20 protein-coding genes are annotated in these 26,462 nt (G+C 70.8%); 11 read left to right on the top strand and 9 right to left on the bottom strand.

From position 1 onward, the window contains the following. Positions 1-119: 119 nt before the first annotated feature. The gene (locus ABEB28_RS41775; protein WP_345733867.1) at positions 120-620 is read right to left on the bottom strand and encodes a hypothetical protein; all 501 of its coding nucleotides are present in this window, start codon (positions 618-620) and stop codon (positions 120-122) included. Positions 621-794: 174 nt separating this feature from the next. Then, on the bottom strand, positions 795-1,718 hold the full coding sequence (locus tag ABEB28_RS41770; protein ID WP_345733866.1) for a LysR family transcriptional regulator: 924 nt from the start codon (positions 1,716-1,718) through the stop codon (positions 795-797). Between the two features lie 113 nt (positions 1,719-1,831). Between ABEB28_RS41770 and ABEB28_RS41765 the strand changes: the two genes are divergently transcribed. Further along, a complete protein-coding gene (locus ABEB28_RS41765) occupies positions 1,832-3,040 on the top strand; it encodes a TDT family transporter (RefSeq protein ID WP_446684881.1) in 1,209 nt (402 codons plus the stop codon). On the opposite strand, the gene ABEB28_RS41760 is transcribed toward ABEB28_RS41765, so the two are convergent. After that, positions 2,963-3,382, bottom strand: a complete 420-nt coding sequence (locus tag ABEB28_RS41760; RefSeq protein ID WP_345733864.1) for a YccF domain-containing protein — start codon at positions 3,380-3,382, stop codon at positions 2,963-2,965. The genes ABEB28_RS41765 and ABEB28_RS41760 overlap by 78 nt on opposite strands. A 117-nt stretch (positions 3,383-3,499) precedes the next feature. Here ABEB28_RS41760 and ABEB28_RS41755 point away from each other — a divergent pair, with 117 nt between their 5' ends. The 6 genes from ABEB28_RS41755 (at position 3,500) to ABEB28_RS41730 (ending at position 10,991) form a co-directional block, all read left to right on the top strand. Next, positions 3,500-4,351, top strand: a complete 852-nt coding sequence (locus ABEB28_RS41755; protein ID WP_345733863.1) for a glycosyltransferase family 2 protein — start codon at positions 3,500-3,502, stop codon at positions 4,349-4,351. Next, complete coding sequence (locus tag ABEB28_RS41750) at positions 4,351-5,292, top strand: glycosyltransferase family 2 protein (RefSeq protein ID WP_345733862.1); 942 nt, start codon at positions 4,351-4,353, stop codon at positions 5,290-5,292. The genes ABEB28_RS41755 and ABEB28_RS41750 overlap by 1 nt, the downstream gene beginning before the upstream one ends. After that, positions 5,289-6,041 (top strand): polysaccharide deacetylase family protein, encoded by a 753-nt coding sequence (locus ABEB28_RS41745; protein WP_345733861.1) that lies wholly within the window; start codon positions 5,289-5,291, stop codon positions 6,039-6,041. The genes ABEB28_RS41750 and ABEB28_RS41745 overlap by 4 nt, the downstream gene beginning before the upstream one ends. Positions 6,042-6,117: 76 nt before the next feature. Continuing rightward, a complete protein-coding gene (locus ABEB28_RS41740; protein ID WP_345733860.1) occupies positions 6,118-7,437 on the top strand; it encodes a glycosyltransferase family 2 protein in 1,320 nt (439 codons plus the stop codon). A 122-nt stretch (positions 7,438-7,559) separates the two neighbouring features. Further along, complete coding sequence (locus ABEB28_RS41735; protein WP_345733859.1) at positions 7,560-8,759, top strand: lipopolysaccharide biosynthesis protein; 1,200 nt, start codon at positions 7,560-7,562, stop codon at positions 8,757-8,759. Between the two features lie 15 nt (positions 8,760-8,774). Then, entirely contained in the window at positions 8,775-10,991 is a 2,217-nt protein-coding gene (locus tag ABEB28_RS41730; protein WP_345733858.1) for a hypothetical protein, read from the top strand. Positions 10,992-11,000: 9 nt separating this feature from the next. Here the strand turns inward: ABEB28_RS41730 and ABEB28_RS41725 are convergent, their stop codons facing one another. Next, on the bottom strand, positions 11,001-12,029 hold the full coding sequence (locus tag ABEB28_RS41725; protein WP_345733857.1) for an alpha/beta hydrolase-fold protein: 1,029 nt from the start codon (positions 12,027-12,029) through the stop codon (positions 11,001-11,003). Positions 12,030-12,155: 126 nt separating this feature from the next. Between ABEB28_RS41725 and ABEB28_RS41720 the strand changes: the two genes are divergently transcribed. Next, the gene (locus ABEB28_RS41720) at positions 12,156-12,797 is read left to right on the top strand and encodes a DedA family protein (RefSeq protein WP_345733856.1); all 642 of its coding nucleotides are present in this window, start codon (positions 12,156-12,158) and stop codon (positions 12,795-12,797) included. Here the strand turns inward: ABEB28_RS41720 and ABEB28_RS41715 are convergent. From ABEB28_RS41715 to ABEB28_RS41695, 5 genes are all read right to left on the bottom strand, one after another. After that, the gene (locus tag ABEB28_RS41715; RefSeq protein WP_345733855.1) at positions 12,787-13,929 is read right to left on the bottom strand and encodes a glycosyl hydrolase family 18 protein; all 1,143 of its coding nucleotides are present in this window, start codon (positions 13,927-13,929) and stop codon (positions 12,787-12,789) included. The genes ABEB28_RS41720 and ABEB28_RS41715 overlap by 11 nt on opposite strands. 58 nt (positions 13,930-13,987) lie before the next feature. Beyond that, positions 13,988-18,958: a DNA repair ATPase gene (locus tag ABEB28_RS41710; RefSeq protein ID WP_376980594.1), complete on the bottom strand. Its 4,971-nt coding sequence runs from the start codon at positions 18,956-18,958 to the stop codon at positions 13,988-13,990. Beyond that, entirely contained in the window at positions 18,955-21,075 is a 2,121-nt protein-coding gene (locus tag ABEB28_RS41705; RefSeq protein WP_345733854.1) for a flotillin family protein, read from the bottom strand. Before ABEB28_RS41705 ends, ABEB28_RS41710 begins: the two co-directional genes overlap by 4 nt. A 9-nt stretch (positions 21,076-21,084) precedes the next feature. Next, on the bottom strand, positions 21,085-21,702 hold the full coding sequence (locus tag ABEB28_RS41700; RefSeq protein WP_345733853.1) for a hypothetical protein: 618 nt from the start codon (positions 21,700-21,702) through the stop codon (positions 21,085-21,087). A gap of 248 nt (positions 21,703-21,950) precedes the next feature. Further along, positions 21,951-22,523 (bottom strand): NYN domain-containing protein, encoded by a 573-nt coding sequence (locus ABEB28_RS41695; RefSeq protein WP_345733852.1) that lies wholly within the window; start codon positions 22,521-22,523, stop codon positions 21,951-21,953. Positions 22,524-22,651: 128 nt separating this feature from the next. Here ABEB28_RS41695 and ABEB28_RS41690 point away from each other — a divergent pair, with 128 nt between their 5' ends. The 3 genes from ABEB28_RS41690 (at position 22,652) to ABEB28_RS41680 (ending at position 26,217) form a co-directional block, all read left to right on the top strand. After that, the gene (locus ABEB28_RS41690) at positions 22,652-24,253 is read left to right on the top strand and encodes an APC family permease (RefSeq protein ID WP_345733851.1); all 1,602 of its coding nucleotides are present in this window, start codon (positions 22,652-22,654) and stop codon (positions 24,251-24,253) included. 123 nt (positions 24,254-24,376) lie between these two features. Beyond that, on the top strand, positions 24,377-25,615 hold the full coding sequence (locus tag ABEB28_RS41685; protein WP_345733850.1) for a hypothetical protein: 1,239 nt from the start codon (positions 24,377-24,379) through the stop codon (positions 25,613-25,615). 20 nt (positions 25,616-25,635) lie between these two features. Further along, positions 25,636-26,217, top strand: coding sequence for a hypothetical protein (locus ABEB28_RS41680; protein ID WP_345733849.1), 582 nt, complete (start codon positions 25,636-25,638; stop codon positions 26,215-26,217). Positions 26,218-26,462: the final 245 nt, after the last annotated feature.

Below are 26,462 nucleotides of genomic sequence, written 5' to 3'. Positions count from 1 at the left end.
GAGGGCGCGACAACCACTGTGTGCGCTGCCCTGAGGGCGCGACATCCGCGGCTACGGCGGCCGTGCGCGAGTGGGGCGAGTGCGATGTCGCGGCGGTGCGGGCCCTCGGAGGGGGTGACTCAGGCGGCGGTGAGGGCGCCGGCGGAGAGGCGGCTCAGGCGACGCTCGGCCCATCGGGCGAGCATCTGGTCGGTCATCGCGCGCTGGTACTGGCCGAGGCTGGTGACGCCGGTGACGGCCACCGTGATCGCCGCGAGGAGGCTGAATCCGGCCAGCCCGGCGAGCTGCTGAGGCATGCCGACCAGCGAATCGGTTGCCAACCGCGTCATCGCGTACAGCTCGGAGGAGGTTGCCGCTGCGCCGAACGCTGCGGTGACCGACCAGTGCATGCGCTCCACTCGCGACCTCACCCAGCGAACCCAGCGCCAGGCGGAGTATCCGGAGAGCGCACCGGTGAGCCCGAGGAACGTGACGGCGACGCCGCCGAGACCTGCGCCGACCGGTAAGAGCGCGCTGGCCAGGGCAATCGTGAGGACGATCGCGACCGCGGCGATCGCTAACGAGAAGCCGAAGTCGAGCACGTCCTGCCACCATCCCACCGTGCGCACGCCGATGAACACGCGTCATCGCCGACAGGTCGGCCAGAACACGTGGCTTACATTCTTGTCGTTCCGACCCCGGGCGGCAACCACTGAGGGCAGCGATCACGGTTCTCTGAGTGAATACTCAGGAACGAGCACGGTGCACTTCGGACCGGCGCGGGATCACGGGTGGCGCCGCACCACCACAGGCGGCTACTTCCGGGCGATCGCGTACAGGTCCCGTGCCGGGCCGGAGAGAGGTTGGCCGGTCGGCCAGACCGCGCGGAGCCGGCGCCGCAGCTCGAGCGGGGGCGCTCCGGGTTCGGCCTTCACGCCGATCTCGACCAGGGCGCCGGTGCCGAGTTCTCCCGCGATCGCCAGCGAGCTCAGCACCGCGGGCCCGCTGCCGGCCGCGACCGCGTGTTTGATCGCGGTGGTCGACGAGAGCTCGAGCAGCGGCGGCGCGATCGTGGTTGCCCCGGCGGCGTGCAGTGCGCTCTCCAGTGCCCGGCGCGTCCCGGAGTTCGCCTCCCGGGAGACCAGCGAGGCGGCGGCGAGCTCCGCGACCGAGATCCCGCGTCGGCGTCGCGTCCAGGGATGTCCGGGTGCGACGACGACTGCCAACCGGTCGTCCTGGACCGTCTCGGCGTGCAATCCGGCCGGCAGGTCGGGGCCCTCGACGAAGCCCAGGTCGACTTCACCGGCGAGTACCCGCCTCGCGACGTCGGCGGAGTTCACCGCGTCCAGGCGGACGCCGAGCTCGGGGTGGGCGGCGCGTACCGCGACCAGCCAGCCGGGCAGTAGGTACTCGGCTACGGTCTGGCTCGCCGCGACGCGGAGCGTGCTGTCGTGGGCGGTCCGGAGCGCGCCGGCCCCGGCCGCGAGGGCCTCAGCGGCCTCGATGGCGGTGCGCGCCCAGTCGGCGACGAGCGCGCCCTCGCTGGTGAGCGTCGAGCCGCGCGGCGTGCGGTTGAGCAACGCGATCCCGAGGCGCCGCTCGAGTTGGCGTAGGCGTGCGCTCGCCGCGGGCTGGGAGACGCCGTGCTCGCGGGCTGCCTGGCCGACGCTCCCCAGCCGGGCGACCGAGAGCAGCAGGTCGAAGCTGCCGAGATCGGCGAAGAGCTGCGGGAGCGGCATAACCGCAGCTTATGAGTTCAGCGGTGATCGACGGCTACCGCCCCGGCCGGTGGGGCCTGACGCTGGAGCCCGTGAGAACGCGCTCCCGTACGGCCCCGTCCCTGCGCCCCGTCGTGCGACGGGGCGCAGCCGCCAGCAGTCGCGCGACGACGCTCACTCCACCCCTCGCGCCGACGCCGGCGCCTGCGGCCCTCGCGCCCGCATCGCCTGCGTCCAGGCCCGCGCCTGCCGCCGCGGCGCCCACCTCTGCGGCGGACATTCGGGCCGGTGGGTGGGGGCCGAACTGGTTCGCGGCCGTGATGGGCACCGGCATCGTCGCCGTCGCGGCGGCCGGACTGCCGGTCGACGTACCCGGGCTCCGCCCCGCCGCGCGGCTCGTCTGGCTCCTCGCCGCCGTCCTGCTCGTCGCGCTCTGCGTCGCGTCCGCAAAGGAGTGGAGGCGCGCCCGTGCGCACGTCGCCGACCCGGTGATGGTGCAGTTCTACGGCGCTCCGCCGATGGCGCTGATGACCGTCGGGGGCGGCACCCTACTGCTCGGCTCCGACTGGATCCCGCTGCCGCTCGCCGTCGCGGTCGACGTGGTCCTGTGGTCGGTGGGCACCGCGATGGGCCTGGCGACGGCGGTCCTCGTGCCGTACCTGATGATCACCCGTCATCGCCTGGGGCCGGACGCGGTGTTCGGCGGCTGGCTGATGCCGGTCGTGCCGCCGATGGTGTCGGCGGCGAACGGAGCGCTGCTGGCTCCGCACGTCTCGTTCGGTAGCGAACTCCTCCTGGTGTCCTACGCGCTGTTCGGCGCGAGCCTCCTGGCGGCGTTCCTGGTCGTCGCCCACTTGTGGGGACGGTTGCTCACTCGACCGCCGATGCCGGCCGGAACGACCCCGACGCTCTGGATCGTCCTCGGCCCGCTCGGCCAATCGATCACCGCAGCGCACCTCCTGGCCGAGGCCGCCCGGGACGCGCTCCCTGCTGCCCCGGTGTTTGCGCTGCTGTTCGGGGTGCCGGTGTGGGGTTTCGCGATGTTCTGGCTCGCGTTGGCGGCGGCACTGACGCTCCGCGCGCTCCGGCAAGGCATGCCGTTCGGTCTGCCCTGGTGGAGCTTCACGTTCCCGGTCGGGACGCTCGTGACCGGGACGACCGGGCTGGCCACCAGCACCGGCTCGCAGTTGCTGGTGGCCGCCGCAATCGCACTGTTCGGGTTGCTCACCGTGCTCTGGCTGACGGTGGCCACCCGAACCCTGCGATCAGTGCTGCGGCTGCAGCACGGGCACCGCGATCAGCCGGTCGCTGTCGACCACCTCGCGACCGAACGGCACCAGTGACATCGGGATCAGCTTCAGGTTGGCCCACGCCAACGGCAGCCCGATGACGGTCACCGCGAGCGCCGCCGCGGTGAAGAGGTGACCCAGCGCCAGCCACCACCCGGCGACGACGAACCAGATCACGTTGAGTAATGCTGCACCGGCTCCCGCGCCGGGCTTACGGATCATCTCCCGGCCGAACGGCCAGAGCACATAACCGGCGATGCGGAAGGACGCGACCCCGAACGGGATCGTCACGATGAGCAGGAAGCAGATCAAACCGGCGATGGCGTAGCCCACTGCCAGCCAAAAGCCGGCGAGGACCAGCCACAGGACGTTGAGTACCAGCCGTATGAGGGGCATGCCTCCAGTGTCTCTCCACTGCGCCACTGTGACGGCCGTCGCAGAAATCCGCCGTATCAGGGCATCACTCTGAGTGCTCTTCCCTTGCGACGAACTCAAGGGCAGGGGAGATCGGCGATGTTCCAGAAGGCCGCGAAGTTAACCGAGCGTCCGACCCGGCACACGATCAGCGTGGTCATTCCCACGATGAACGAGGCGCGCAACATCCCGATCGTGCTCGGTGCCCTGCCGCACTACATCGACGAGGTCGTCCTGGTCGACGCCGACTCGGTCGACGGGACCGTCGAGGCCGCCCTCGCGGTCCGGCCGGACACCCGGGTCGTCCGCCAGACCCGCCGCGGCAAGGGCAACGCGCTCGCCGCCGGCTTCGAGGCCGCCACCGGCGACTACGTCGTCATGATCGACGCCGACGGTTCGATGGACCCGGCGGAGATCGAGGCGTTCGTGGCCGAGCTCGACAACGGCGCGGACTACGTCAAGGGCAGCCGGTTCGTCACCGGCGGCGGCAGCGACGACATCAGCCGGCTGCGCCAGGTCGGCAACTGGGGCCTGAACACGCTCACCAACGTCCTCTTCCGGACCCACTACACCGACCTCTGCTACGGCTACAACGCCTTCCGCAGGAGCGCGATCCGGTCCTTCGGCCTGGCGTCCGCGCACACCGCCGAGGCCCGCTGGGGCGACGGTTTCGAGGTCGAGACGCTGATCAACATCCGGGTGGCCCGGTCGCGCATGGTCATCGCCGAGGTACCGAGCTTCGAGTACGACCGGCTGCACGGCGAGAGCAACCTCCGGACGTTCCGCGACGGCTGGCGGGTCCTCGTCACGATCGTGCGCGAGCGGTTCAGCCGAGGGCTGCCGGTCCGCGCGGCGTCCACCACGAACGCTCAGGTGGTTCCGGTCCCGGTCGATGCCCCGGTCGTGACCCCTCTCGCCCCGACGCCTGCCCGCCTGCAGGGCGCTGCCTGATGACCGGCATCCCGGCGATCCCGGTGACCGTCGGCATCGCCTGCTACTCCGAGGCGCGCTGGAACCTGCTGATCGAGACGATCGCCTCGGTGCAAGCACAGGACCACCCGCACCGGATCGTGGTCGCCGTCGACCACAACCCCGCGCTCTACCAGCGTCTGACCCAGCACTACGGCGACGAGATCGCGGTGGTGGAGAACCAGCACCAGCGCGGCGCGTCCGGCTCCCGGAACACGATCGGTCTGGCCGCGACCACACCGCTGGTCGTGTTCCTCGACGACGACACCTACGCCGACCCGGGCTGGCTCTCGGCCCTCGTCGCACCGCTCACCGCACCCGGAGCGGAGCGGGTGGTCGGTGCCGGTGGTCGCATCCTGCCGGTGTGGCACCAGGCCGAACCGCGCTGGTTCCCCCGTGAGTTCGGCTGGGTGATCGGAGCGACGCGGCCCGCGACCAGCCCCGAGCCGTACCCCGTCCGGAACGTCTGGGCCGCCAGCATGATCGTCCGCCGGGAGGTCTTCGTCGCGGTCGGTGGATTCCGTGCCGACTTCGGGAAGGTCGGCGATCTGTCCGAACCCGAGGACACCGAACTGTGCCTCCGGATGGCCCGGACCGCGCCCGGCGCGCTCTGGCTGCACGTCCCGAGCGCGGTGATCCGTCACCACGTGCCCGCTGACCGATCCGGTGTGGCCTTCTTCCTGCGCCGTTGCTGGCTGGAAGGACGGGGCAAGGCCGGGCTCGCCACGCTCACCCGGAGCCGGTCCGACCGCGCCGAGGCGCTGTCGGAGGAGAGCAACTACCTGCGTCGGGTGCTGCCCCAGGGCATCCGCGCCTACCTACGGCAGGGCGACGCCGTGGGACTCGCCAAAGCCGGCATGGTGCTGGCCGGGGTGGCGACGACCGGGCTCGGGTTCGCGCTCGGGTTGGTGCGGTCCCGATGAGCGCGCTGCCGATCCTGATGTACCACGGGATCCCGGCGACTCCGGACCCGGTGCCGGACCCGTTGCGAGTGCCGGTGGCCGACTTCCGCCGTCAGATCGCGACGCTGACCGCCGACGGGTGGGAGCTACTCGGGCTGAGCGAGGCGCTGTCCGCCAAGGCCGCCGACGCCGATCGTCCGATCGTGGCGCTGACGTTCGACGACGGCTACGCCGACTTCCTCAACGCCGCCGTGGTGCTGGCCGAGTACGGCGCCCGAGCGACGCTCTACGTCCCGACCGGCACCGTCGGCACCGACGGGTACCTGGACTGGGACCAGCTCACCGCGCTCGCCGCGGCCGGTGTCGAGATCGGTAGCCACTCACGGCAGCACCGTCCGATGGACACGCTGCCGGCCGAGGTACTGGTGGCCGAGCTCGTCCGCAGCCGCGGCGAGTTGGCCGGGCGGCTCGGGGTGCCGGTGCGGTCGTTCTGCTATCCGCACGGCTACTCCAGCCGTCGGGTGCGGCGGGCGGTCGCCGACGCGGGTTATGCGAACGCCTGCATGATCGGACGACGGCTGGCCCGCCCCGCCGACGACCGGTTCGCGCTGCCACGTCTGCAGCCCGGCCCCGGCTCGACGCCGGCGGACGTACGCCGCCTGGTCGAGTGTGGGGAACCGGGCTTCGCACCGGTCGCCAAGCGCGCCCTGCAGCCCGCCTGGCGCGTCGCCCGGCTGACCGCCGCCCACCTGGGCCACCAGCTGACCTAGCCGAAGCGTTGCACACTCCGAGCCGCTCCAGGGCCCACGAATGTGCAACGCCTCGTCCGTCCCGAAGGGTGTTCCGATGAGCGTTGTACTGGACGTCGAGCTGTCTGGGCCGTTGCCGACGGTCGCGGCTTTTGACGCGTCCGGAACTCGCCGCGAACAGGCCTGGCTCGTCGTTCGGCTTTTCACCGAGCCGCTCGCGATGGTGACCGTCGACATCCCACCCACCGGCCTTCGCCCCGACGAGGTGCTGGCCGCCGCTCGGAACGCCGCCCCGGACGCGCTCGCCCGGCGGCTCGCCCAGGTCGGGCTCGAACCGGACGCACTCACCTCGGACGGCACCCCGCCGATCAGGACTCCTCCGTTCCTGGCCGGGCGAGCCCGCGCGCTCGCGTTCGCCCCGCCGGTCACCGTCGTGATCTGCACCCGTGAGCACCCGGACGAGCTCCGCGCCTGCCTGGCCAGCCTCACCGAGCAGGAGTACCGCGGCTTCGACGTCCTGGTCGTCGACAACGCGCCGACCAGCGCCCGCACCCGGGGCGTCGTCGACGAGTTCGCCGACCGCCTCGCGATTCGCTACACGGTCGAGCCGCGTCCGGGTTTGTCCCGAGCACGCAACCGGGCGCTCGCCGAGCTGCAGGACGAACCGGGCGAGCACGTCGTCGCCTGGACCGACGACGACGTCCGCGCCGACGCCCACTGGGTCGCCGAGATCGCGCGCGCGTTCGTCGAGAACCCGGCGGCGGCCGGGGTGTCCGGCGCGGTCGTCCCGGCCGAGCTGCGCAGCCGAGCTCAGGTCTGGTTCGAGCAGTTCGGCGGCCACAGCAAGGGGCGCGGATTCACCCCCGACGACTTCGGTCCGACAACCGCGCAGAGCCCGCTGTACCCGCTGCCGGCGTACGGCGTCGGAGCGAACATGGCCTTCCGTCTCGCGGCACTCCGCCGCCTCAACGGCTTCGACGAGGCGCTCGGTGCGGGCACTCCCGCGCAGGGCGGCGAGGACACGCTGGTGTTCAGTCGGCTGCTGCACGGCGGTGCCACCACGCTGTACCGGCCGGCGGCGCTGGTCCGCCACGTCCACCGCGCCGACGTGGAGGGGCTGCGGACCCAGATGGCCGGGTACGGCGCCGGGCTCACCGCGTTCTACGCCGCGCTGATCCGGCAGGACCCGCGGGTGCTGGCCGAGTTGGTTCGGCTGGTGCCCCGCGCATGGAAGGACCTCACCAGCTCCGACAGCGTCCGGGTCAGCACCGTGCAGGCAGACTTCCCGCGTGAGCTGTTCGCTGCGAACCGCCGTGGCATGCTGGCTGGCCCGTGGCGGTACTTCCAGGGACGGCGTGCACTCCGCGGGCGGCGGCCAGGCCCGGTGGCCAGCCCGGCCGCGGTCGGTCTGCGATGACGCTGGCGCCCCCGGAACCGATCGCCTCCGGGGCGTCGACGCGGAGGCGGCGCGCCGGAAAGCACGCGCGCCCCGCGTCCGGATGGAGGTCGTCAGCCGTCGTTCGACAGGCGTCCGCGCTGATGTCCTCGACCGTGTTGGCGTCGGCGTTGAACATGGTGTTCTGGGTCGTCGCGGCACGCCTGTACCCGACCGAGGCGGTGGGGCACGGCAACGCGACCGTCTCGGCGATCGCACTCGTCTCCGGGATCGCGCAGCTGAACCTGCAGTCGGTGTTCGTGCGGTTCTTGCCGCAGGCAGGTCACCGCACCGCTGCGTTCCTGGCGTCCGGTTACGCCGGGGTTCTCACCGCGTCGCTGCTGTTCGGCTCGGCGTACCTCCTGCTGGGACTGGGCTCCGGGTTCGGGCTTGGGTCGTGGGATCCGCTCGGCTTCGTGCTCGCGGTCGCCGTCTTCGCGCTGTTTTACGTGCAGGACGGCGTGCTCACCACGTTCGGTCGCGCGGGCTCGGTGGTCACCAAGCACGTCACGACGTCGGGCGCGAAGCTGGTCCTGCTGGTGGCCCTGGTCGCGTCCGGGTCGCGGCTGGGCATCGCGGCGGCGTGGTGCATCCCCGCTGCGATCGCGGTCGTCGTGGTGACGTTCGGGATCTTCGCGCGGCTGGCACCGACCTGCTCGGGCGGCGAGTCCCGGCTCCCCGGGCCCGCGCAGCTGGGTAGCTTCGTGGCTGCCGAGTACGTCAACAACCTGGTCGGCAACGTCGTCACGCTGATCCCGCCGGTACTCGTGCTGCACCTGTCCGGCTCGGTCGCGAACGCCTACTTCGCGGTGCCGTGGCTGATCGTGATCACGCTCCAGACGCTGGTCTGGAACATCATGATGTCGTTCCTCGCCCAGGCCGGCCGGGACCCGGACGGGCTCCCGCAGCATCTGCCCCGCACGGTGGGGCTGGTCGCCGCGGTCGTGGCCGCGGGCACCGTCGGGCTGGTGGCGTTCGGCCCCACGTTGCTGCTCGTGCAGGGCGGCGCGTTCGCCGACGGGGGTGGGAGCCTGCTCCGGATCGCCGCGTTGAGCTTTCCGTTCACCGCGGTCGTCATCGTGTACTCGGCGCTCGCGATGCTGGCGAACCGGCTCTGGCCCGTGGTGCTGGTGCAGGCGGTCACCGCGGCGGTGTTCCTCGGCGGTGCGGTCGTGCTGATGCCCGTCCTCGGCCTGCCCGGCGTCGGGCTGGCCTACGTGGGCGCGCAGGCGCTCGGAGCGGTCATCCTGCTGCCCGGCTTGGTGGCTCGGCTTCGGTCGGTTACCGGCAATACGCCCAAATAGGTACAGAATGACCGAGTGGGCACCCCTCTCTTGTCGTCGCTGCCGCGCGACGCCGTGGACGCCGAACCGCGCTCGACCGACACCGGACTCGCGGCCGTAGCACTGGTGCTCGCGATCGCCGGTGCGGTCGCGCTGCTGATCCCGCACGGGCCCGCGCGGCTGGTGCTGCTGCTGGCGTTCACCACCGCAGGACCTGGCGCCGCGATAGTGGCGCACCTGCGGATCGTCGACCGGGTGCTGGCGGTGGCGCTGGCGATCACGTTCAGCCTGGCGCTGGCCGCCGTGGGTGCGGCGTCGATGGTGTGGGCCGGGGCGTGGCATCCGTCGGCGGCGACCGTGGTGACGCTGGTGCTCACGGCTGGGCTCGCGCTCGCCCGACTCCGCATCACGAGCCCGTCATCGCCGCGCCGCCCGAGTAGGCCCGGACCCTCCGCTCCGGACCGACCCCGTGCGGAGGCGGACGCCGGATCGCCCGAGGCGGAGCCGACCGCCCCGGTGCGGATCGGATCGGCGGTGCTCGCCCCGACGTTGCTGGCGGTCGGCGCTTTGCTCTGGCTGGTCACCGTGGTCCGCGCAGACCCGGACCAGATCGGTCCGTACGGCCTCACCGCGGGCCTGGGAGCCCCGTTCGTCGCCGCGCTGACGATGACGTGCCTCGGCTGCGGCGTCGAGGTATTCGGACGCGCGCGCCTGTCGGTGCTGCTCGCCGGGGTGGGCGTCCTCGCGCTGGAGATGTGGGGCACCGCCCCGCTGATGCTGGCGCTGCCCGAGTACTCCTGGACGTACAAGCACCTGGGCGTCGTCGAGTTCATCCAGCAGCACGGCGTCGTGCTCGACCAGGACGACATCTACCAGGAGTGGCCGGCGTTCTTCGCGGCCGTAGCGCAGCTCTCCAGCGTCGCCGGTGTGGCGCCGATCCGCTTCGTGGCCTGGTCGTCGCTCTACTTCGGGTTGCTGGACGTCGTCCTCGTCGCGGCCGTCGTCCGCGGCCTGAGCCGGAACACCCGCGCGGTCTACCTCACCGTGCTCCTCTTCACGGCCTGCCTGTGGGTCGACCAGAACTACTTCTCCCCGCAGGCGTTCGCGTACGCGTTGAGCCTCGGGCTCTTCGCGTTGCTGATGCACGGCTGTCGTGGGCTGCCCGCCTCCCGGACGGCTGGGCGCCTCAAGCGGCTGCGACTGTTGCTGGTCCGGGACGCGCCCTCGGTGCGGGACCGGCCGCGCTGGCCACTGCTGGCCGCGATCGTGCTGGTGTTCGCGGCGATCACCAGCGCGCACCAGCTGACGCCGTACCTGCTGCTGTTCGGGATCGGTGTGCTCAGCGTGCTCGGGTTGATCCGTCCGTACTGGCTGATCGGTGTGCTCGCCGTGGTGGCCGGCGGCTACTTCCTGCCGCGGCTAGGCGGCGTGAGCAGCCAGTACCACCTCTTCGACGGCTTCGACCTCTTCAAGAACGCGTCCGGGAACACCAGCGGATGGGGAAGCGCGCCGCAAGAGTTCTCCGCGATCGTGGCCAGGACGCTCGCGTTCGCGGTCTGGCTGGCCGCGCTGGTGGTCGGCTGGCGACACCGCCGAGGACTCGGTCGGGTGATCATGCCGCTCGTCCTCGGCTTCACGCCGTTCCTGCTGTTGCTCCTGCAGAGCTACGGCGGCGAGGCGATCTACCGGGTGTTCCTGTTCTCGCTGCCGTGGTGCGCGATGCTCGCCGCGTCGTGGTGGGCCCTGCTGCGGCCCGGGGTGTGGCGCGGCTGTGCGGCCGGATTGGCGCTGACGGTGCTCGCGCTCGCGGGCCTCCAGGGTTTGCAAGGTCAGTTCCAACTGCACGTGGTCGCGCCGGCCGACGTCCGCGCGGCCCGGTACCTGGTGACGCAGGCCCCGGCCGGCTCCACCACGACGATGGTCGCGGCGGCGTTCCCGGCCCGGTTGACGGCCGACTACGCCGCCCTCAACCCGGGCCGGAGCGTCGACCCGTCGATCATCGACGAGCCGAGCTTCCGGCACCTGACACTCGACGCCGATCAGCTGCGCGCGATCGAGACGTGGGCGGCGTCGTTCGGCGGCACCGAGACGTTCCTCGTGGTCACCGAGCAGATGCGCAGGACCGTCGAGTACTTCGGTTACCTCCCGGACGGCTCGGTGGACGCCCTGCGCCAGGCTCTGGACGCGTCCCCCCGCTGGTCGGTCTACTACCGCCACGCCGACACGACGATCTACCGTCTAGAAGCCGCTTAGCGAGCGCGCTCAGCGGGCGAGGCGGTGGGCCAGCCACGCCAGGGACTTCGGGTAGCGGTAGTCGATACCGCCGTGGGCAGCGTCGAAGAGTTCGAAGTGCACCTTCTCGTCGGGGACGCCGATCCGGGCCAGACCGGTGCGGAACGCCTCGGCTCCCAGATCCAGGAACCACTCGTCCCGCGTGCCCGCGTCGATCCAGATGGCCTGCTGGGACAGCAGGGCGTCCGCGTGCCGGTCGATCATCCGTACCGGGTCCCAGTCCAGCCACCGCTGCCAGCGCTCGGGGACGAGCTCACCGGTGACCGGGTCGAACGGCAGCCGCACAGTGCCGTCCTCGTCGGCGGAGAAGCACGCGCTGCAGCCGAGCAGGATCAGCAGCGTGTTGTCGGCCTCCTTGGTGAACGACGTCCGCGATCGGAACTCGTCCCACCAGCGCAGAATGTCGCCACCGTACTCCCGGAGGTACCGCACGGCCTTGGCGAACTCACCCAGGTAGCAGTACTCGTAGAGCGAGTCCCCGGCGTGCGTGGCCAACGCCCCGAACAGGTCCGGACGCAGCATCGGCGTGATCATCGCGCCGAACCCACCGGACGACTTGCCGGTGATGGCTCGCGACGACGCCTGCGGAATCGTCCGGTAGCGCGCGTCGACCCACGGCACGACCTCGTCGCAGAGGTACGAGTGGTACGGCCCGGTGCCGGGCGAGTCGACGAACTGCGAGCCGCCGTACGCGGTCCAGGCGTCGACGTAGACCACGATGCAGCCGGGCGCCTCACCGGACGCGAACACCGCGTCGGCGGTCTCCGGGAACGGCTGGCGGTACGGCATCCGGTTCGCCCACATGCCGAGGTGGCCGGTGTAGCCCTGGATCACGTAGACGGTGGGCCACCGCGCCGCGGGATCGGCGTGGTAGCCGGGCGGCGTGTAGACCCAGAGTGGGCGCTCGTGTGGATCCCCCAGGGGATTACCCCGGAGCAGCGTCGAGTCGATCGTCTGTCGTGTCAGCTCACCGGCCAGTTCGGTATCCCAGGGCAGCATGCACTCAGCCAATCACTTCCGACGGAAGTCGGGGTTGATCCCTGACGAAAGGTCATGTTTTCGCTGCGAGGCTCGACCTAGCGTCGCTGAGCGGCGGTACCGGGTCGAACGTCGGGGAGTGTGCGAATGCTTGGCGACATGCTGGACTGGCTGCAGGCGTTGCCGCCGCCGGCGGTGATCGCCGTAGCCGGACTGCTCGTGCTCGGCGAGTGCACGCTCGGTCTCGGGTTGGTCGTTCCCGGCGAATCGAGTCTGCTGGTGGCCTCGACCACCGCTACCAGCGCGCCGCGGTTCCTCGCGCTCTGGGCGGTGGTCACGGCCTGTGCGGTGCTCGGGGACTCGATCGGGTACCTGATCGGCCGTCGGTACGGTCCGCGGTTACGCGAGACCCGACTGATCCGCCGCTACGGGGCGACGCTCTGGGACCGCGCCGCCGACACGCTTCAGCGTCGCGGCGCGTGGGCGGTGTTCTTCGTTCGCTTCCTGCCCGCGGTGCGTGCGTTGGCACCCGCCGCGGCCGGTAGCGCGGGGCTCGCGCCGCGCCGCTTCTTCCCCGCCGTGATCCTCGGTGCTACGAGCTGGTCGCTGCTGCACATCAGTCTGGGCGTAGCCCTCGGGTCGGCCGCCCGCAGGATCGAGGACGTGCTCAGCACCGGCGGGTTCGTGGTGGTCGGCTTGCTCGCCGCCGCGCTGGTTCTCTGGGCCGTGCGGACGCTACGCAGCCGGGCGCGCGCGGCGGACGAACCGACCGCGGAGCTCACCAAGTAGAGGCGGGTCGGAAAGCCTCCTCCCAGACCGCCGGATCTTCCCCGACCGGGCACCACAACCCGTACCGGGCACCGGCCTGCCGGATGACGTCGAGCTTGTGGCGGGTCGACCGGGCCTCCGGGTAGTGCACGATCCGCTGCACTCCACGATGGACGTACCGGAACGAGTACTCCTCGGCCACCGGATCCCACCGGCGGGGCGCGTCGACCCGAACGCGGAGCGCCTCCATCTGCGCGGTGGTACGGCTCTTGCCGCGTCCGCGCGGCAGCGGCCAGTCGAAGCCGTACGCGGGCAGCGCGATCTCCACCCGCGAACGAGGAGCACCGACCTGGTCCGCGGCGTCGGTGGCGAAGCGGACGACCCGGCGCACCCATTCGGTGCCGGCGATCGGTCCGGGGCGGCTCCCCGCGCCGTGCTCGTGGTAGGCCATGACGCGGAGCTTGTCAGCGAACTCCAGCAGCGTCGGATAGTCGTAGACCCAGGCCGCATTGGGCCCCCGGAACTTCACGGGTGCCGGCCTCGTGCGCGCCATCACGGTGATCGTGCAGCGCTTGTTCTGGGCGTGCAGTCGCGTGCAGAGGTCCCGGGCGATGGCGGTGAACGTGAAGCGCACCTGGTTAGCGACCCGGGCGTCGGAGGTCTTGGTGAACGACTCGTAGTCCAGATCCAGCCCGTCGTAACGGCTCGCCAGTCGCATCAGCGTGGAGACGTGCGCGCGCCGGTTCGCGTCCGGGCCCATCGCGGTGACCCACTGCGCCGTGGTGAGGCCGAGCGTCACCGTCGGCAGGACGGCCAGGCCCTTCCGGCGCAGGCCGGCGACGAGGTCGGCGTTGCCTGCGCCGCGGCGCGCCCGGATCGTGGTGACACCGCGGGTCTGGTACCAGAACGGGCTCGCGTACTCGAACAGGTCCGCGTTGCGGAGCACGGTCCGATAGGCGGTCTGCGTGCTCCAGTACGGAATCCAGGTGCCCATCGTCCGCTGCACCCGCTCGCCGGAGGCGGCCGACCGAGCCGCGTCCTCCTCGCGGGTCGTGTCGGCGCCCGGCACGAGGAGAAGCGTCAGTCCGACGAGGGCGGCCGACAGGCGGCGCGCGGCGCTTCCCAGGGCGACGTGCCGACGCCCGATGGGCACCGCTCTCGTCGCCCTGGGGGCATCCGCTCTCCGGAGCTTCCGGCGCATTCGGCAACGGTCACATACTGCGCGGTCCCCCGTGTAGGCGGGTGATCGCCTGCTCGACGTCGCGGACCCGGTCGGCGAGCAGCCCGACCGCGCCCACCGCCCGGCCGAGCGGATCGTCCGACCCGCCCAGCGCCCGCTCCCGCAGGTACCCCTCCTTGACGGCGACCCACCGCTCGGCCTGCTCCGGCGTCAACGAGCCGCGCAGCTCGGCGAGCTTCAGCAGGTTCGCCTCGGCGTCCGCGGCCAGTGTCTGGGCTTCACCGACGTAGTGGTCATCGATGAGGGCTTCCAGCTCGGTCTCGTTCATCACCGGCAGCACCCGCTGCGCCATCTTGTTCATGTTCCGGTAGGAGCCCTGGAGCCGGAACGGCGGTTCCGTGCGGGACGCGTCAGCCTGCGCGGCCGAGGCGATGTACGCCTCGTTGTTCGCGAGCACCACCCGCTGGATCCGCAGCAGATGGCGCAGCACCGACAGGATCTGGTCCAACTCCACCGACGAGTACGCCTTCGACAGCTGGTCCGGGCGGACGGTGGCGTCTCCCCGGGCGAGGCGCACCAGCAACTCGACGTCGGCGGGCGCGCCGGTCGACAGCGGTGCCAGCACCGGGTTCGACGTGAGCGAGTTCTCCAGGAAGCTCAGCCCGAACAGCTCCTCGCGCCCGGAGAGCACATCGCCGAGGTTCCACACGTCGGCCCGGTTCGCGAGCATGTCCGGCACCTGGAACCGCTGCCCGGACTCGGTGTACGGGTTGCCGGCCATGCAGACCGCGAACCGCTTCCCGCGCAGGTCGTAGCGGCGGGTCTCGCCGTTCCAGACACCCTCCATCCGACGGGTCGCGTCGCAGAGCGAGATGAACTTCTGCAGCAGCTCGGGCGACGTGTGCTGGATGTCGTCGAGGTAGAGCAGCGTGTTGTTGGCGAGCTCCAGGGCGAACGAAATCTTCTCGACCTCGCGCCGGGCGGCCGCGTTCGGCGCGTCGGCCGGATCCAGCGACGTCACCTCGTGTCCGAGTGCCGGCCCGTTGACCTTGACGAACACCAGACCCAGCCGGCTCGCGACGTACTCCATCAGCGTCGTCTTGCCGTACCCGGGCGGGGAGAGCAGCAGCAGCAGACCCATCTGGTCGGTCCGCGAGTCCGGACCCACGGTGCCGAGCTGCTTCGCCAGGTTGTCGCCGATCAGCGGCAGGTAGACCTCGTCGACCAGCCGGTTGCGGACGAACGAGCTGAGCACCCCGGCTTTCAGCTCGTCCAACCGCAGCCGCTCGCGCTCCGCGGCGACCACCGCGTTGCGCTGCTGGTGGTAGGCCCGGAACGCCGGCACCCGGACGTCGGCGAAGCGGCGCACCCGCGCCAGCAGGTCGTCGAGCCGGACGTTCAGTGCCCGCCCGGAGATACGCGTGTGGTCGCTGAGCAGGCCGTCGACGCGCGCCTCCAGCGTCGCGGTGGAGGCCCGCCGCGGGACGGCGTCGCCGACGAGCTGGAACGCGACCGCCTCGTCGAGGTCCTCGCCGTACGGTTCAGCGGACGCCGTCCCGCCGGCCGCGTACGCGGAGAGCCACGCGCTGACCAGCTGGTACCGGCCGGCCAGGTCGTCGCCGAGTGCCTTGAGGTCGGCGTCGAGAACGGACAGGTCGGGGCCGAGCGTCCGCTCGAAACCGGCCACCAGCGCCGCCGCCGACGGCCCGGTGACGAACCCCAACGCCTCGGTCGCGAGCTCGGCGATCAGGTACTCGGCGGCGAGGGCGGGCTGCTCGACGTCGGGCAGGTCGTGCTCGGTGAGTGCGACCGTGATCGCGGTGGCCAACTCGGCCGTGAGCGCGGTGAGCCCCGCGGCGGTACCGAAGAGCTGCCGTGCACGGGTGAGCGACCGAGCCCGGGTGGCCCATCGCGTCCGTGCCGCCTCCTGTACGCCGTGAGCCCAGAACAGCTGGGCCGCGGCCCGCGCGCTCGGCGGGTACCGCAGCAGCCCCGCGGTGGTGTGCAGTTCCAGCAGGACGCCGAGCACCGCCGCGGCGTCCTGGTCGTGCACGCCGCGCTCGTACCCCTCCTCGTACCGCTCGGCCGCGGCGGTGCGAACCACCTCGGTGAGGTCCGGCGCGGTGCGCAGCGCCTCCAGCGTGCCGTCGCGCTCCGCGGCGAGAAGCAGCGAACCCGCGAGGTACTCGACCCGGCTGAGCGTCGCGTCCTCGGACACCAGCGGCTGGTCCCAGAACTCGGCGGTGGCCGCGAACGTCGGGTCGGTGACCGGCGCTCGGTAGTCGGTACCCGTGATCGCGAACATCGGCCGGCCCTCGTGCGGAACCAGCGTCAGCTCGGCCGGTTGCGTGTTGACCGCGAACCGGTGCCTGCCCAGCCGGATCGTGTCGCCGTCGTAGAGGTCGGTACGGTCCCGCAGCGACCGGCCGGCCTCCTGGCGCGCAGTGGACAGCCGCCGCTCGAACTCCTCGGCACGGATGGGGTCGCCGAGCGTCCGCAGCTCACCGATGAGGCCGCGGAGCGTGCCGACCATCGGGTCGGTCGCGAAGTAGGTGTTGACGTCCTCCAGCGACGCCAGCGTCGTGGCCCGGCGCTGCACGCTGCCGAGGATGCGGTCGGCCGACTGGGCCAGCCGGTTCGCCCGGCGCTGCTGGTCGTCGAGCAGCGCCTGCTTGCGGGCGGAGAACGCCTCGTAGACGTCCTCGCGCTTCTCGGCCAGCGACCCGAGGAACTCGTCGAACTGCCCGAAGCGGGACTCCAGACCTTCGACCTGGGCCATCAACTTCGCGAGCTGCTCGTCGCACGCGTCGGGGGTGTCGGCGACCGCCAGCGCGCCGGTGACCGCCTGCCCGAGCAGCGCGAACTCCGCGGCGAACTGGGCCCGTCCCTCGGTGGCCAGCAGCTCGCGTCGCCGGGCGTCCAACGTGGCGCGAGCGCGGTTGATGCTGCCCAGCACCGTGCTGATCCGCGCCAGCAGTTCGGTGCGGACGTTCGCGTCGTCGATCTCCAGCGAGGTGAGCACCTCGGTGACGACCGCCAGCCCGTCGGACTGCTGGTCGAGCCGTTCGGAGAGCGGCGTCGCCTCGGCCACGGACGCGATCGCCTCCGCGTCCGCCGTGAGCTGTTGAGCTTGTTGTTCGTAGCTGTCGAACGCGCCGTCGCCGCGCAGGAACTCGACCGCCCGGCGACCGGCGGTCGCCAACTCGTCGGTCAGTTCCGTGGCGAGCGCGTCGACCGCTGCCTGGTCGACGTAGCGGACTTCGCGGAGCCCCACCAGGCGTCCCTGCGCCCGGCGCAGCGACGCGAGCTGCGCTGCCCAGTCCTCGGCCGTGGTCGGGGACTCGGTGCGGACGCCGCGGATCAGCGTGCCGATCGCGCCGGAGGCTTCGGCGAGCGACTCCTCGGCCTGCTTGGTGAGGCTCTGGACCTTCTCGAACTCGTCCCGCACCTGCTCGGCCGTGCGTCGGACCTGCAGGAGCGGCGCGGCCAGGTCGCCGGCGTCGTTCTCGGCCAGCCAGTGGTAGCGGTCGATGACTCGGCGGCACGCGGCGATCAGCGCGTCGAAGGCGGCTGCGGTGGGTGTGGTGTCCGCGGCCATCCGTGCGACCGAGAGCAGGTCGGAGATCCCGCGCACCAGGTCGGCGTTGCCGATGCGCTCCAGTGGCCCGGTGCCCACCGGCTGGGCGGCCGCGTAGGCGTCGGACAGGAACGGCGTCTGCCAGACCTGCAGGTGGTGGATGCGGGTCGGCTCGGACGCGGTGGCCCGCAGCACCACCAGCGTGCCGTCGTCATAGAACGCGAACCCGTGGCTGACGATCGGGTTCGCGATCTCCTTGCGGATGACGTTGTACGGAAGCAGCAGGTACCGGCCGTCGACCCGGCTGTGGAAGACGTAGAGCACGTCCTCGCCGTTGGTCGAGCGGACGACCCGCTCGAACTCCAGGCCGGTCGTGTCCTGGTCGAAGACGCGGTGGACGCCCGTGGCGAGGTAGTACCCACCGGGGACGATGATGCCCTGGTCCTCGGGCAGTCGCTGGCACGCCTGACCGATCCCGTCCAGACGCAACACGTCCCGGGTGAGCGTGTTGAAGATCAGGTACCGCCAGGCGTCCTCTTTGTACGGACGGATCCGCAGCAGGATCAGCGGACCGACCCGCGCGTACCCGACGTCGGCGTCGGCGAGGCTCTGCAGCGGCTCGTCGACCGGCTCGGTGTAGATGCCCTCGCCGGACTCGGTGTTGTTCTCGACCTTGATCGTGAGGTCGCCGCCGATCGTCTCGACGAACACCTCGCCGGCGATCGAGATGTGCGGGTGCCGGCCGAGCACGTGGTCGTTGCGGGTGGTCTCCACCCAGGTGAAGTCGTGCGGCGCGGGGAAGACGTGATCGCGCTCGCCCTTGTTGTCGACGTAGTCGGCGCTACCGTCGAGCTCGAGGCGCCAGCGCAGCACGCGGTTGTCGTCGGCACGCGGACTGGTACGGAACACCGCGAGCAGCAGCGGGTCGAGCCGGCGCAGCTGCAGCAGCGAGCTCTCCCGGTAGTACCGGTACTGCTCGGCGAGGTCGCGGACGAACTGGTCCTGGGTGAGCAGATCGTCGTTCTCGAGCTGCTCGAACTCCAGGCGGTCGCCGTCGCGGACCAAGCGGTGCACGGCGAAGACGTCCTCGACCGTGGTCTCCGGCTTCATGCCCAGGTAGGCGTTGTAACCGAAGAGCAGCCGGTCGCCGACCGCCGCGATGTCCCGCGGCACGCAGTTGTGCGTGGTGCGGATCTGTGCGGTGCCGGCGAGCCGGAGCTCGGTGCCGCCGAAGACCTCCAGCCGACGGGCGTTGAGCGCCTCGACCTGGCCGGCCAGATCGGTCGCCTGAGCCCTCAGCCGGTTGCGGAGGACCTCGTACGTGCCGACGTCCAGGCCGGGCGCGGACGGTTCGGGGGTCGCTGCTTCGGGGCCCGGCCCGCCGGCGGTGGCACCGCCGGCGGGCTCGGTCAGAACGTCGGTCACGCCGTCTTGACGCCGTTCAGTGCGGTCAGCTGCGACAGCGGGGTGTCGGCGATGCCGAGCTGGCGGGCGGAGCCCAGCAGCTCACCGAGCTTCGCGCTGTCCGGGCCGTTGGACTTGATCAGCTTCATCAGCAGCGCCGAGAGCGTCAGGTTCCGGATGTCGGCGCTGTCGACCGACCCGAGAACCCGGCTCAGGTCGTCGGTGAAGCTCGCCGACCCGTCCAGCCAGGGCTGGGTCAGCTTGCTCGCGACGTCGGAGTGCTGGACGAAGCCGTCGACGCCCTTGCCGAGCGCGATCGAGCCCATCAACCGGTCGAAGAAGACAGTGTCACCACCGACGATGTCGATGTTGGCCTGCTCCAGGCCGGTGGCGAGCACAGTGGCCTGCGCCTCGGCGATCTGCCGCTGGACGTCGATGTTCGCCAGCTGGACCTCCTTCTGGGCCTCCAGCCGCAGACGGTACTCCTCGTGCTGACGGGTGGCGTCGTCCAGCGCGGCCATCGCGGCGGCCTTCTCGGTGAGACCCTCGGCCTCGCCCTTCAGCTTCTCGCGCATGCTCTCCGCCTCGGCGAGGCCCTTCTCCTTGGCGGCGCTCGCCTCGGCCAGGCCCTTCTCCTTGGCGATGACGGCCTCGGCGAGGCCCCGCTCCTTGGCGACGAGCGCGGCGGCGAGGCCCTTCTCCCGCTCGGCGACGGCCTCGGCGAGACCGCCCTTCTCGATCGCGTCCGCCTCGGCTTCGCGCACCTGGACAGCGGCCAGCCCGGCCGCCGCGGCCTCGGCCTTGGTGGCCTCGGCCAGGCGGATCTTCGCGTTCGCGTCGAGCTCGGCGGCCTGCTGCCGGGACTCGGCCAGCACCAGCTGCTCGCGGGCGATGTGCGCCGCGGCCTGCTCGGCAGCCTCCGCGGCCTTGATGTCCTTGACCAGCTTCTCCTGCGCCTCGGCCTCGGCCTGGATGATCAGCGTCTGCCGGAGCCGCTCGGCCTCCTCGATCGCGCGCAGCTTCTTGATGTCCTCTTCCTGCTGGGCGACGGTCTTCTCGACCGCGATGCGCTCCCGGATGATGTCCGCGATCGCGCGCTTCTCCGCCTCGACCTCTTTGTCCTTGGAGATCGTCGTCAGCTGCGTCTCGCGCTCGCGGGCGATGACCTCCAGCAGGCGGTCCTTCTCGATCCGCTCGGTCTCGATCGCCAGGACCCGTTCGCGGTTCTTCTCCGCGACCGCGATCTCCCGCGCCTTGTTCTCGTTCTGAATGCCGAGCGCCTCGTCGGTGGTCAGGTGCGCCTTCTGCGCCTTCAGCCGCTCTTCGGCCTGCACCTTGGCGATCTCGGCCTCTTCGCGGGCGCGGTTGGTCTCGACGTCGCGCCGCTGCTTGATCTCCGCGTCGGCCTGCCGGCGCTCGAGCTCGAGGATGGCCTCCCGCGCGTCGACGTTCTGGCGGGTGATCTCCTTCTCCTCCGTGCGCTGGAACTCGTTCGTGCGCACGTGCTCGATCGCGGTCAGCTCGGTGATCTTCCGGATGCCCTGGGCGTCCAGGATGTTGGCCGGATCGAGCTGGTTCAGCGGGGTCTGCTCGAGGTAGTCGATCGCGGCGTCTTCGAGGCTGTACCCGTTCAGGTCGGTGCCGATGATCGCGATGATCTGGTCGCGGAACTGGTTGCGGTGCGTGTACAGGTCGACGAAGTCGAGCTGCTTACCCACGGTCTTCAACGCTTCGGAGAACTTCGCGTTGAACAGTTCCTGAAGCGTTTCCTGGTTACTGGCCCGCGCGGTACCGATAGCCTGCGCGACCTTGATCACGTCTTCCACGGTCTTGTTCACGCGGACGAAGAACGTGATCCGGATGTCGGCGCGAATGTTGTCGCGACAGATCAGGCCTTCCCGGCCGGTCCGTGCGATCTCGATCGTCTTCACCGAGATATCCATGATCTCGGCCCGGTGCAATACCGGTACGACGGTGGCGCCGGTGAAGGTCACGTCTACTTTCCGGACCTTCGAGACGATCAGGGCTTTACCCTGCTCGACCTTCTTGAACAGCCGACTCACCATCATGGTGAGACCGAGCACGACGATTAAGGCGACGGCGATGAGTACGCCGACCCCGAGGGCGACAGCATCCATGTTTCTCGATCAGCTCCGTGGGTGAGCAGCGTTGAACGGCATCACGAAGAAGAATTCGCCGTCCGCGTCGTAGTCGTAGATCAGCGCGGTAGTTCCGGCGCTGAGTTCGTACTCGCCAGTTTGGCGTACCTGCACAAGCGCCGAGGAACCGTCTTCGGCGGTCACCTCGGCCTGGCCGAATTGCGCGTCCACCCGGCCGGTGCGGATCACACAGACCTGACCGAGGAAATCGGACCGAGAGGCCACGACTTCGTCCGGAAAGAATCGGCGTAACGGGCGGACGAGCAGTTTGGCGGCGAACCACGCGACGACCAGCGCCGCGGCGAACACCCCGATGTCACTGAGGACGTTGTCCTGGGGAAGCACCGCGCTCCCCGTGAAACTGCCGAACCAGGCCACTGCGATCAAAACCGAGAGCGTGACGCTCGCCGGGACGCCGCCCAGACCGATCGCGCTGAGCGCGCCGGGGAGACCACCATCGGACGCCTCCGCACCTCCGTCGGAGTCGAGCGCGTCGACGCCGAGACCGCCCACGATCACCAGCGCCCAGTACCCGACCACTACCGCCAAGGCGAACGTGAACAGAACCGCTGGGAAACCGAAGGCCGCACCGACCAAATCGCCCACCGAGCTCTGTCCTCTCCGCTGTCGTCAGCGGCGCCGGTCCGCACCGACCGCGCCGTTGTTGCCAGCAGAGTGACAGGTGTTTCCCGCGCGCGACAGCGCGTCGTCCAATCTCCGACTCAACCGCCGCGCGCTCGCGGGGTTCCGCGCTGCCGCGCGCGGATTGACGTGAAATCCGCCTCCACGGCGTACGTGGAGGCGGATTCGGCGTGAATCCGTGTCGAGAGCCGAAGCGCAGGGCGCCGTTGTGCTCAGAGGTAGGGCAGCGGGTCGAAGCGGTCGATGTTGATGATCCGGACGCGGGGCAGGCGCGCGTTGAAGCAGCGGACGTCGTCCTCGAGGTCGTAGATCTCCAGGCCCTGGGCGGTCAGCTCGGCGAAGCGCGAGTTGACGAACTCCCGGAACCCGAGCAGCCCGACCCGCCGGTTTCCGTCGAGCAGACGTTCGATCTGGTCGAAGAAGTCCCCGTCGTGACTGGCGAGGAGGACGTCCCCGGGCCGGTCCACCAGCGCGTCGAGCGTCCGCTGGATACCGATGTCGACGACCTTCTCGCCGACGCCGCCGGACAGCGGGATCGGCTGGTAGTCCAGGGCCAGCAGCGCCTGGATGAACGGCAGCGGCAGCTGGCCGGAGCTGGCGTTGAGGAAGAACAGTGCCTTGACCGGGCGGTCCCACGTCTCGCTCGCGAAGTCACGCACGCGCTCCCAGCGCGGACGCTCCTGGGGGCTGGGCCGCCGGCCACCGAAGATGTTGCTGCCCAGCGTGGCGTCGATGTTCTCGCCGTCGACCAGTAGATACGTGGTCTGCGCAAAGGGCCGGTCCATGCGGACACGGTAGTCGCACTGAGCAGGAGCTACTCGTCCGGGCTCCCGACGGGACTGTCCGTTCGATGCCTCGGGCGGCCTGTGCGCACTGCGATGACCGAGTTGGACGGCTGATAACGTCCGTGACCGTGTCCGTAACGACCCCCAACCCCCCACGTTCACTGGCGAAAATGCTGGTGCTGGCCGCTGTCGTGGTGGCTGTTCCGGCTCCGATCACGCTGCTGTCCGGGGGCGTCAGCAGCATCGGCGCGGCCTCGGGGGTTCTCGGCTTACCTCTGCTCTACGGCGCGCTGGGCGTGATCATGCTGGTGTCCGCCGCGGCCTGGAGTGCGGCGTCGCGGCAGATCCCGGACGCCAACGGGCTTTACACGTTCGCCGGGCGGGGGCTCGGCGCGGCGGTCGGGTACGGCGTCGCGGCGCTCGGAGCGGTCGCGTACACCTCGATGACGATCGCCAACGTCGGCCTGATCGGCGAGGAGATCATCGCGCCGCTGCACGAGGCCGGGGTCGGCGCGGAGTGGTGGATGATCGCGGTGCCGGTCGTCGCACTGATCGGCTTCCTGGGGACGACGAGTTTCCGGGTCCGCGCGATCGTGCTCGCGGCGATCGTGGTCATCCAGCTCCCCGGCATCTTCCTGTTCGATCTGTCGGCGTTGACGAAGCCCGGCCCGGAAGGCGTCACGACGGAGGCACTCGATCCGACGTCGGTGTTCAGCGGATCGATCGGAGCGGCCGTCGGCTTCCTCGCGCTGACCTACGTCGGCGTCGAGGCCGGGCGGGTGTTCCAGAACGAGTCGAACGCCGGGCGCCGGGTCGCATCGAAAGCCACCTACCTCGGCATCCTCGGCCTGGTCGCGCTGTACGTGACGTCCACCTGGCTGGTGACCGTGGTGACCGGCGGAGAAGACTTCGTCGTCGAGGCCAAGGACAACCCGATCTTCCTGGTTCCGGACTCGATCGAGGCGAACTTCGGGGTCGGCGCCGCGAACGCGTTCTTCCTGATCACGACGATCAGCACGATCGGTGCGACGCTCGCGTTCCACAGCCTCGCCGCACGTCACCTCCAGGTGACCGCCGCGGACGGTCTGCTGCCGGCGTGGTTCGCGAAGGAGCACGGTCCGCGTCGGGTGCCGCTGCACGGCTCGTGGGCGATGAGCGGGCTGAGCATCGTGGTGCTGCTCGCGTTCGCGGTCGGTGGTGCCGAGCCGTATCAGGACGTCTTCCTGATCATGTCGCACCTGGGCGCGCTGAGCTCGGTGCTGATGTTCGTCGTGGTGTTCTTCGCGATCGCGGTGTACTTCCTGCGGAGCGACTCGGAGTCGGACGGCTTCTTCGGCTGGGAGGGCGTCCTGATCGCGGCGCTGACCGCGGGGGTCGCGCTCGCGTCGCTGCTGGTGCTGACCGTGGCGGAATCGGACGCCCGGCTCGGGGTCGAGCCGTTGTCGGTGCTGACCTGGTTGCTGCCGCTCCTCGCCGTGCTGGCGTTCGTGGGTGGCTTGGTGCGGGCGCAGGTCGTTCGGTCGTCGCGGCCGGAGCTGGTCGAGCGTCTGGCCGGGACGCGTAAGGCCCCGGCGCCCGGTACCGAGGAGTGGATCGACGCCGATACGTCGGGGTGGTCGGTCGGCGGCTCGGACGGTGCGGCTCTGCCCACCTGGCAAGCGCCCCCCGCCCAGCCGGGGTACGGGCAGCCGGGGCACCCGGTAAAGGAGAACCACCACCCGTACCGCTGACGCCACGAGCGGTGCGACGCCGAACGGTGTGATGTTGCGAAATTGACGCTTCATCGGCCTCATCCGAGCGCGGAACAGGCCGATAAGGCGTCATCTCGCGCGTAACTAGGGAGGTGGCGCCCGATGACCGGCCCGTTTGGCGAGGGACGCCATCGGAGTGCTGCATTCGAGGACGACGACGCACCGACCGCGCGCTTCCTGCTCGACCCGGACACCGAGGACGAGACCCCGACGGCTCAATTCGTGCTCAACCCGTACCGGGGGGTGCTCGACTACGAGGACGACGACACGCCCACGGCCCGGTTCGTGCTCAATCCGTACCGGGAACCTGCCGCCCTGCGGGAGGCACACGACCCGTTCGGCGGGTACCTCGACGGGCCCGACCTGTACTCGCCGCCCCGGCCGGGCGCCGTCATCGAGGGTGAGGTCGTGTGGCGGGGGGAGACCCCCGAATGGCGCTGGGACGAGCCGGCGGATGCTCACCGCACGCACCGGAGCCGCCATGCCGAGCCGTTCGACGCCCCACCGCACCTAGCCGTACCACCGCAGGGCAGGGCTCCGAGCGCCGTGCCCACAGCCGAGCCCCGGCCGGCTCCCAGCCGTGTGGTCGTCACCGGCCGCACCCCGGCCGCCGCGCCCGACGAGGACCTCGTCGAGGTGATCGCGGTCGTCGACGCTGTCGCGCTCGACGACCTCCAGCCGGACGAGGCGGAGCTCGCGCCCGCCGCTGCCGAGTTCGACCAGGCCCAGGCCGCCGTCCACGCCGCCCCAACCGACGCACCGGGCGACGAGGTCGCGTCCGACGACGCCACGTCCGACGACGCCACGGCGGACGACGAGGTACCAGAGCCCGACGAGCCGGAGCTGCGTGAGCTCGGGCCGAACACCGTCGGCGGCGCCGCCGAGCGCATCGTCCGCGAGCTGGCACCCTCCGAGATGACCCGCTTCCCCGTCATCATGCAGCGCTTCTTCGCCGACGAGATCCTCCAGCGGCGAATCGTCCGCTGGGCGCTGTCCGGCGCGAGGCGCGACGACCCGCTCGCTCTGCAACTCGGCGGCGAGAAGGCCGAACTCGTCACCCCGCTGGCCCTGTCGATGCTCACCTGCGCTGCGACCGGCGTCCTCGGGCACGTCGGAACCCGGCACCACAACGGCGTCGTCCGGTGGCGTCGGAACCGGAGAGCGGCGAGCAAGCGGCTGTCGCACGGTGCCGCCACGACGCTGCCGCACCTGGGCAGCATCGGCACCGCGACGGTCGGTCAGATCGTCGAGGAGGCGGCCGAGGAAGCCGGCTTCACACCGGACCGGGCGCGCCGCTTGAGCATCCTGATCCTGTCGGCGCTCACCCAGCCGCTGCGGTGAGCCTGGGGCATGATCACGCTGTGGACGAGCAGATCGCGGTCACTTACCGCCGCACGGACGACGGCTGGGAGCCGGTGCTCTCCACCGGTGAGCGGCTCGCGCCGTCGGCCGATCTGGTCACCGCACGCGCGACCGTCCGTGACCGGCTCGGCGTGGAGCCGACCACCGGAACCGAGACCGTGAAGGTGCCGCTCGACGGGCACGGCGTCGGTTGGGCGGACCTCCGCTTCGAGTTGTTACCACCGCTCTACGGCGCCGATGCCCCCACGGTCGAGCAGAACGAGCGGCTCACCACCTGCTTCGAGTACTACCGGGACCGGGTTCCGGCCGGCATGCGCGTGGAGTGTGCCGGTAACCGGGTCCGCGTCGACCCGGCCCCGTCCGGCCTGCAGGCCGAGCTGTTCGCCGCGCTGGAAGGCGCCGAGCAGGTCTGCAGCACCGACGAGGCGCGCCGCCAGCTCCGGGACGCGCTCGCGATCGAGGTGCCGCCGGGCTTCGTCCGGGTAGCGCACGACTACGTCGGGCTGGAGGAGTTCGGCGACGTCGGCCACCTGCACCTGGTGCTCGCCGAACGCTGGCCCACCGACGCGCCCTGCCTCTGAGGACGCCTGCCTCTGAGGACGCCCCCTGTCTAGGGGACCAGCAGCAGGCCGATCGGGAAGTCGCCGCACCGGACGATGCGGGTTCCCAATCCCGAGTCGTCCTCCACGTTCCGCGCGTCCGACCGCAGCGCCGCCGCGCGTTGGCCGCGCTGCTCGTGGCGGCGCTCTGGTCGGTCAACGACTTCACCGGTCAGATCGTCCGGGCCTGGACGCTCGACAACTTCACGACACTGTTCACCGGCGAC

It is taken from the genome of Cryptosporangium minutisporangium (assembly GCF_039536245.1).
GTDB lineage: Bacteria > Actinomycetota > Actinomycetes > Mycobacteriales > Cryptosporangiaceae > Cryptosporangium > Cryptosporangium minutisporangium.
Note: the sequence above shows the minus strand (reverse complement) of the source record. Positions and strands in the feature narration are given on the sequence as shown.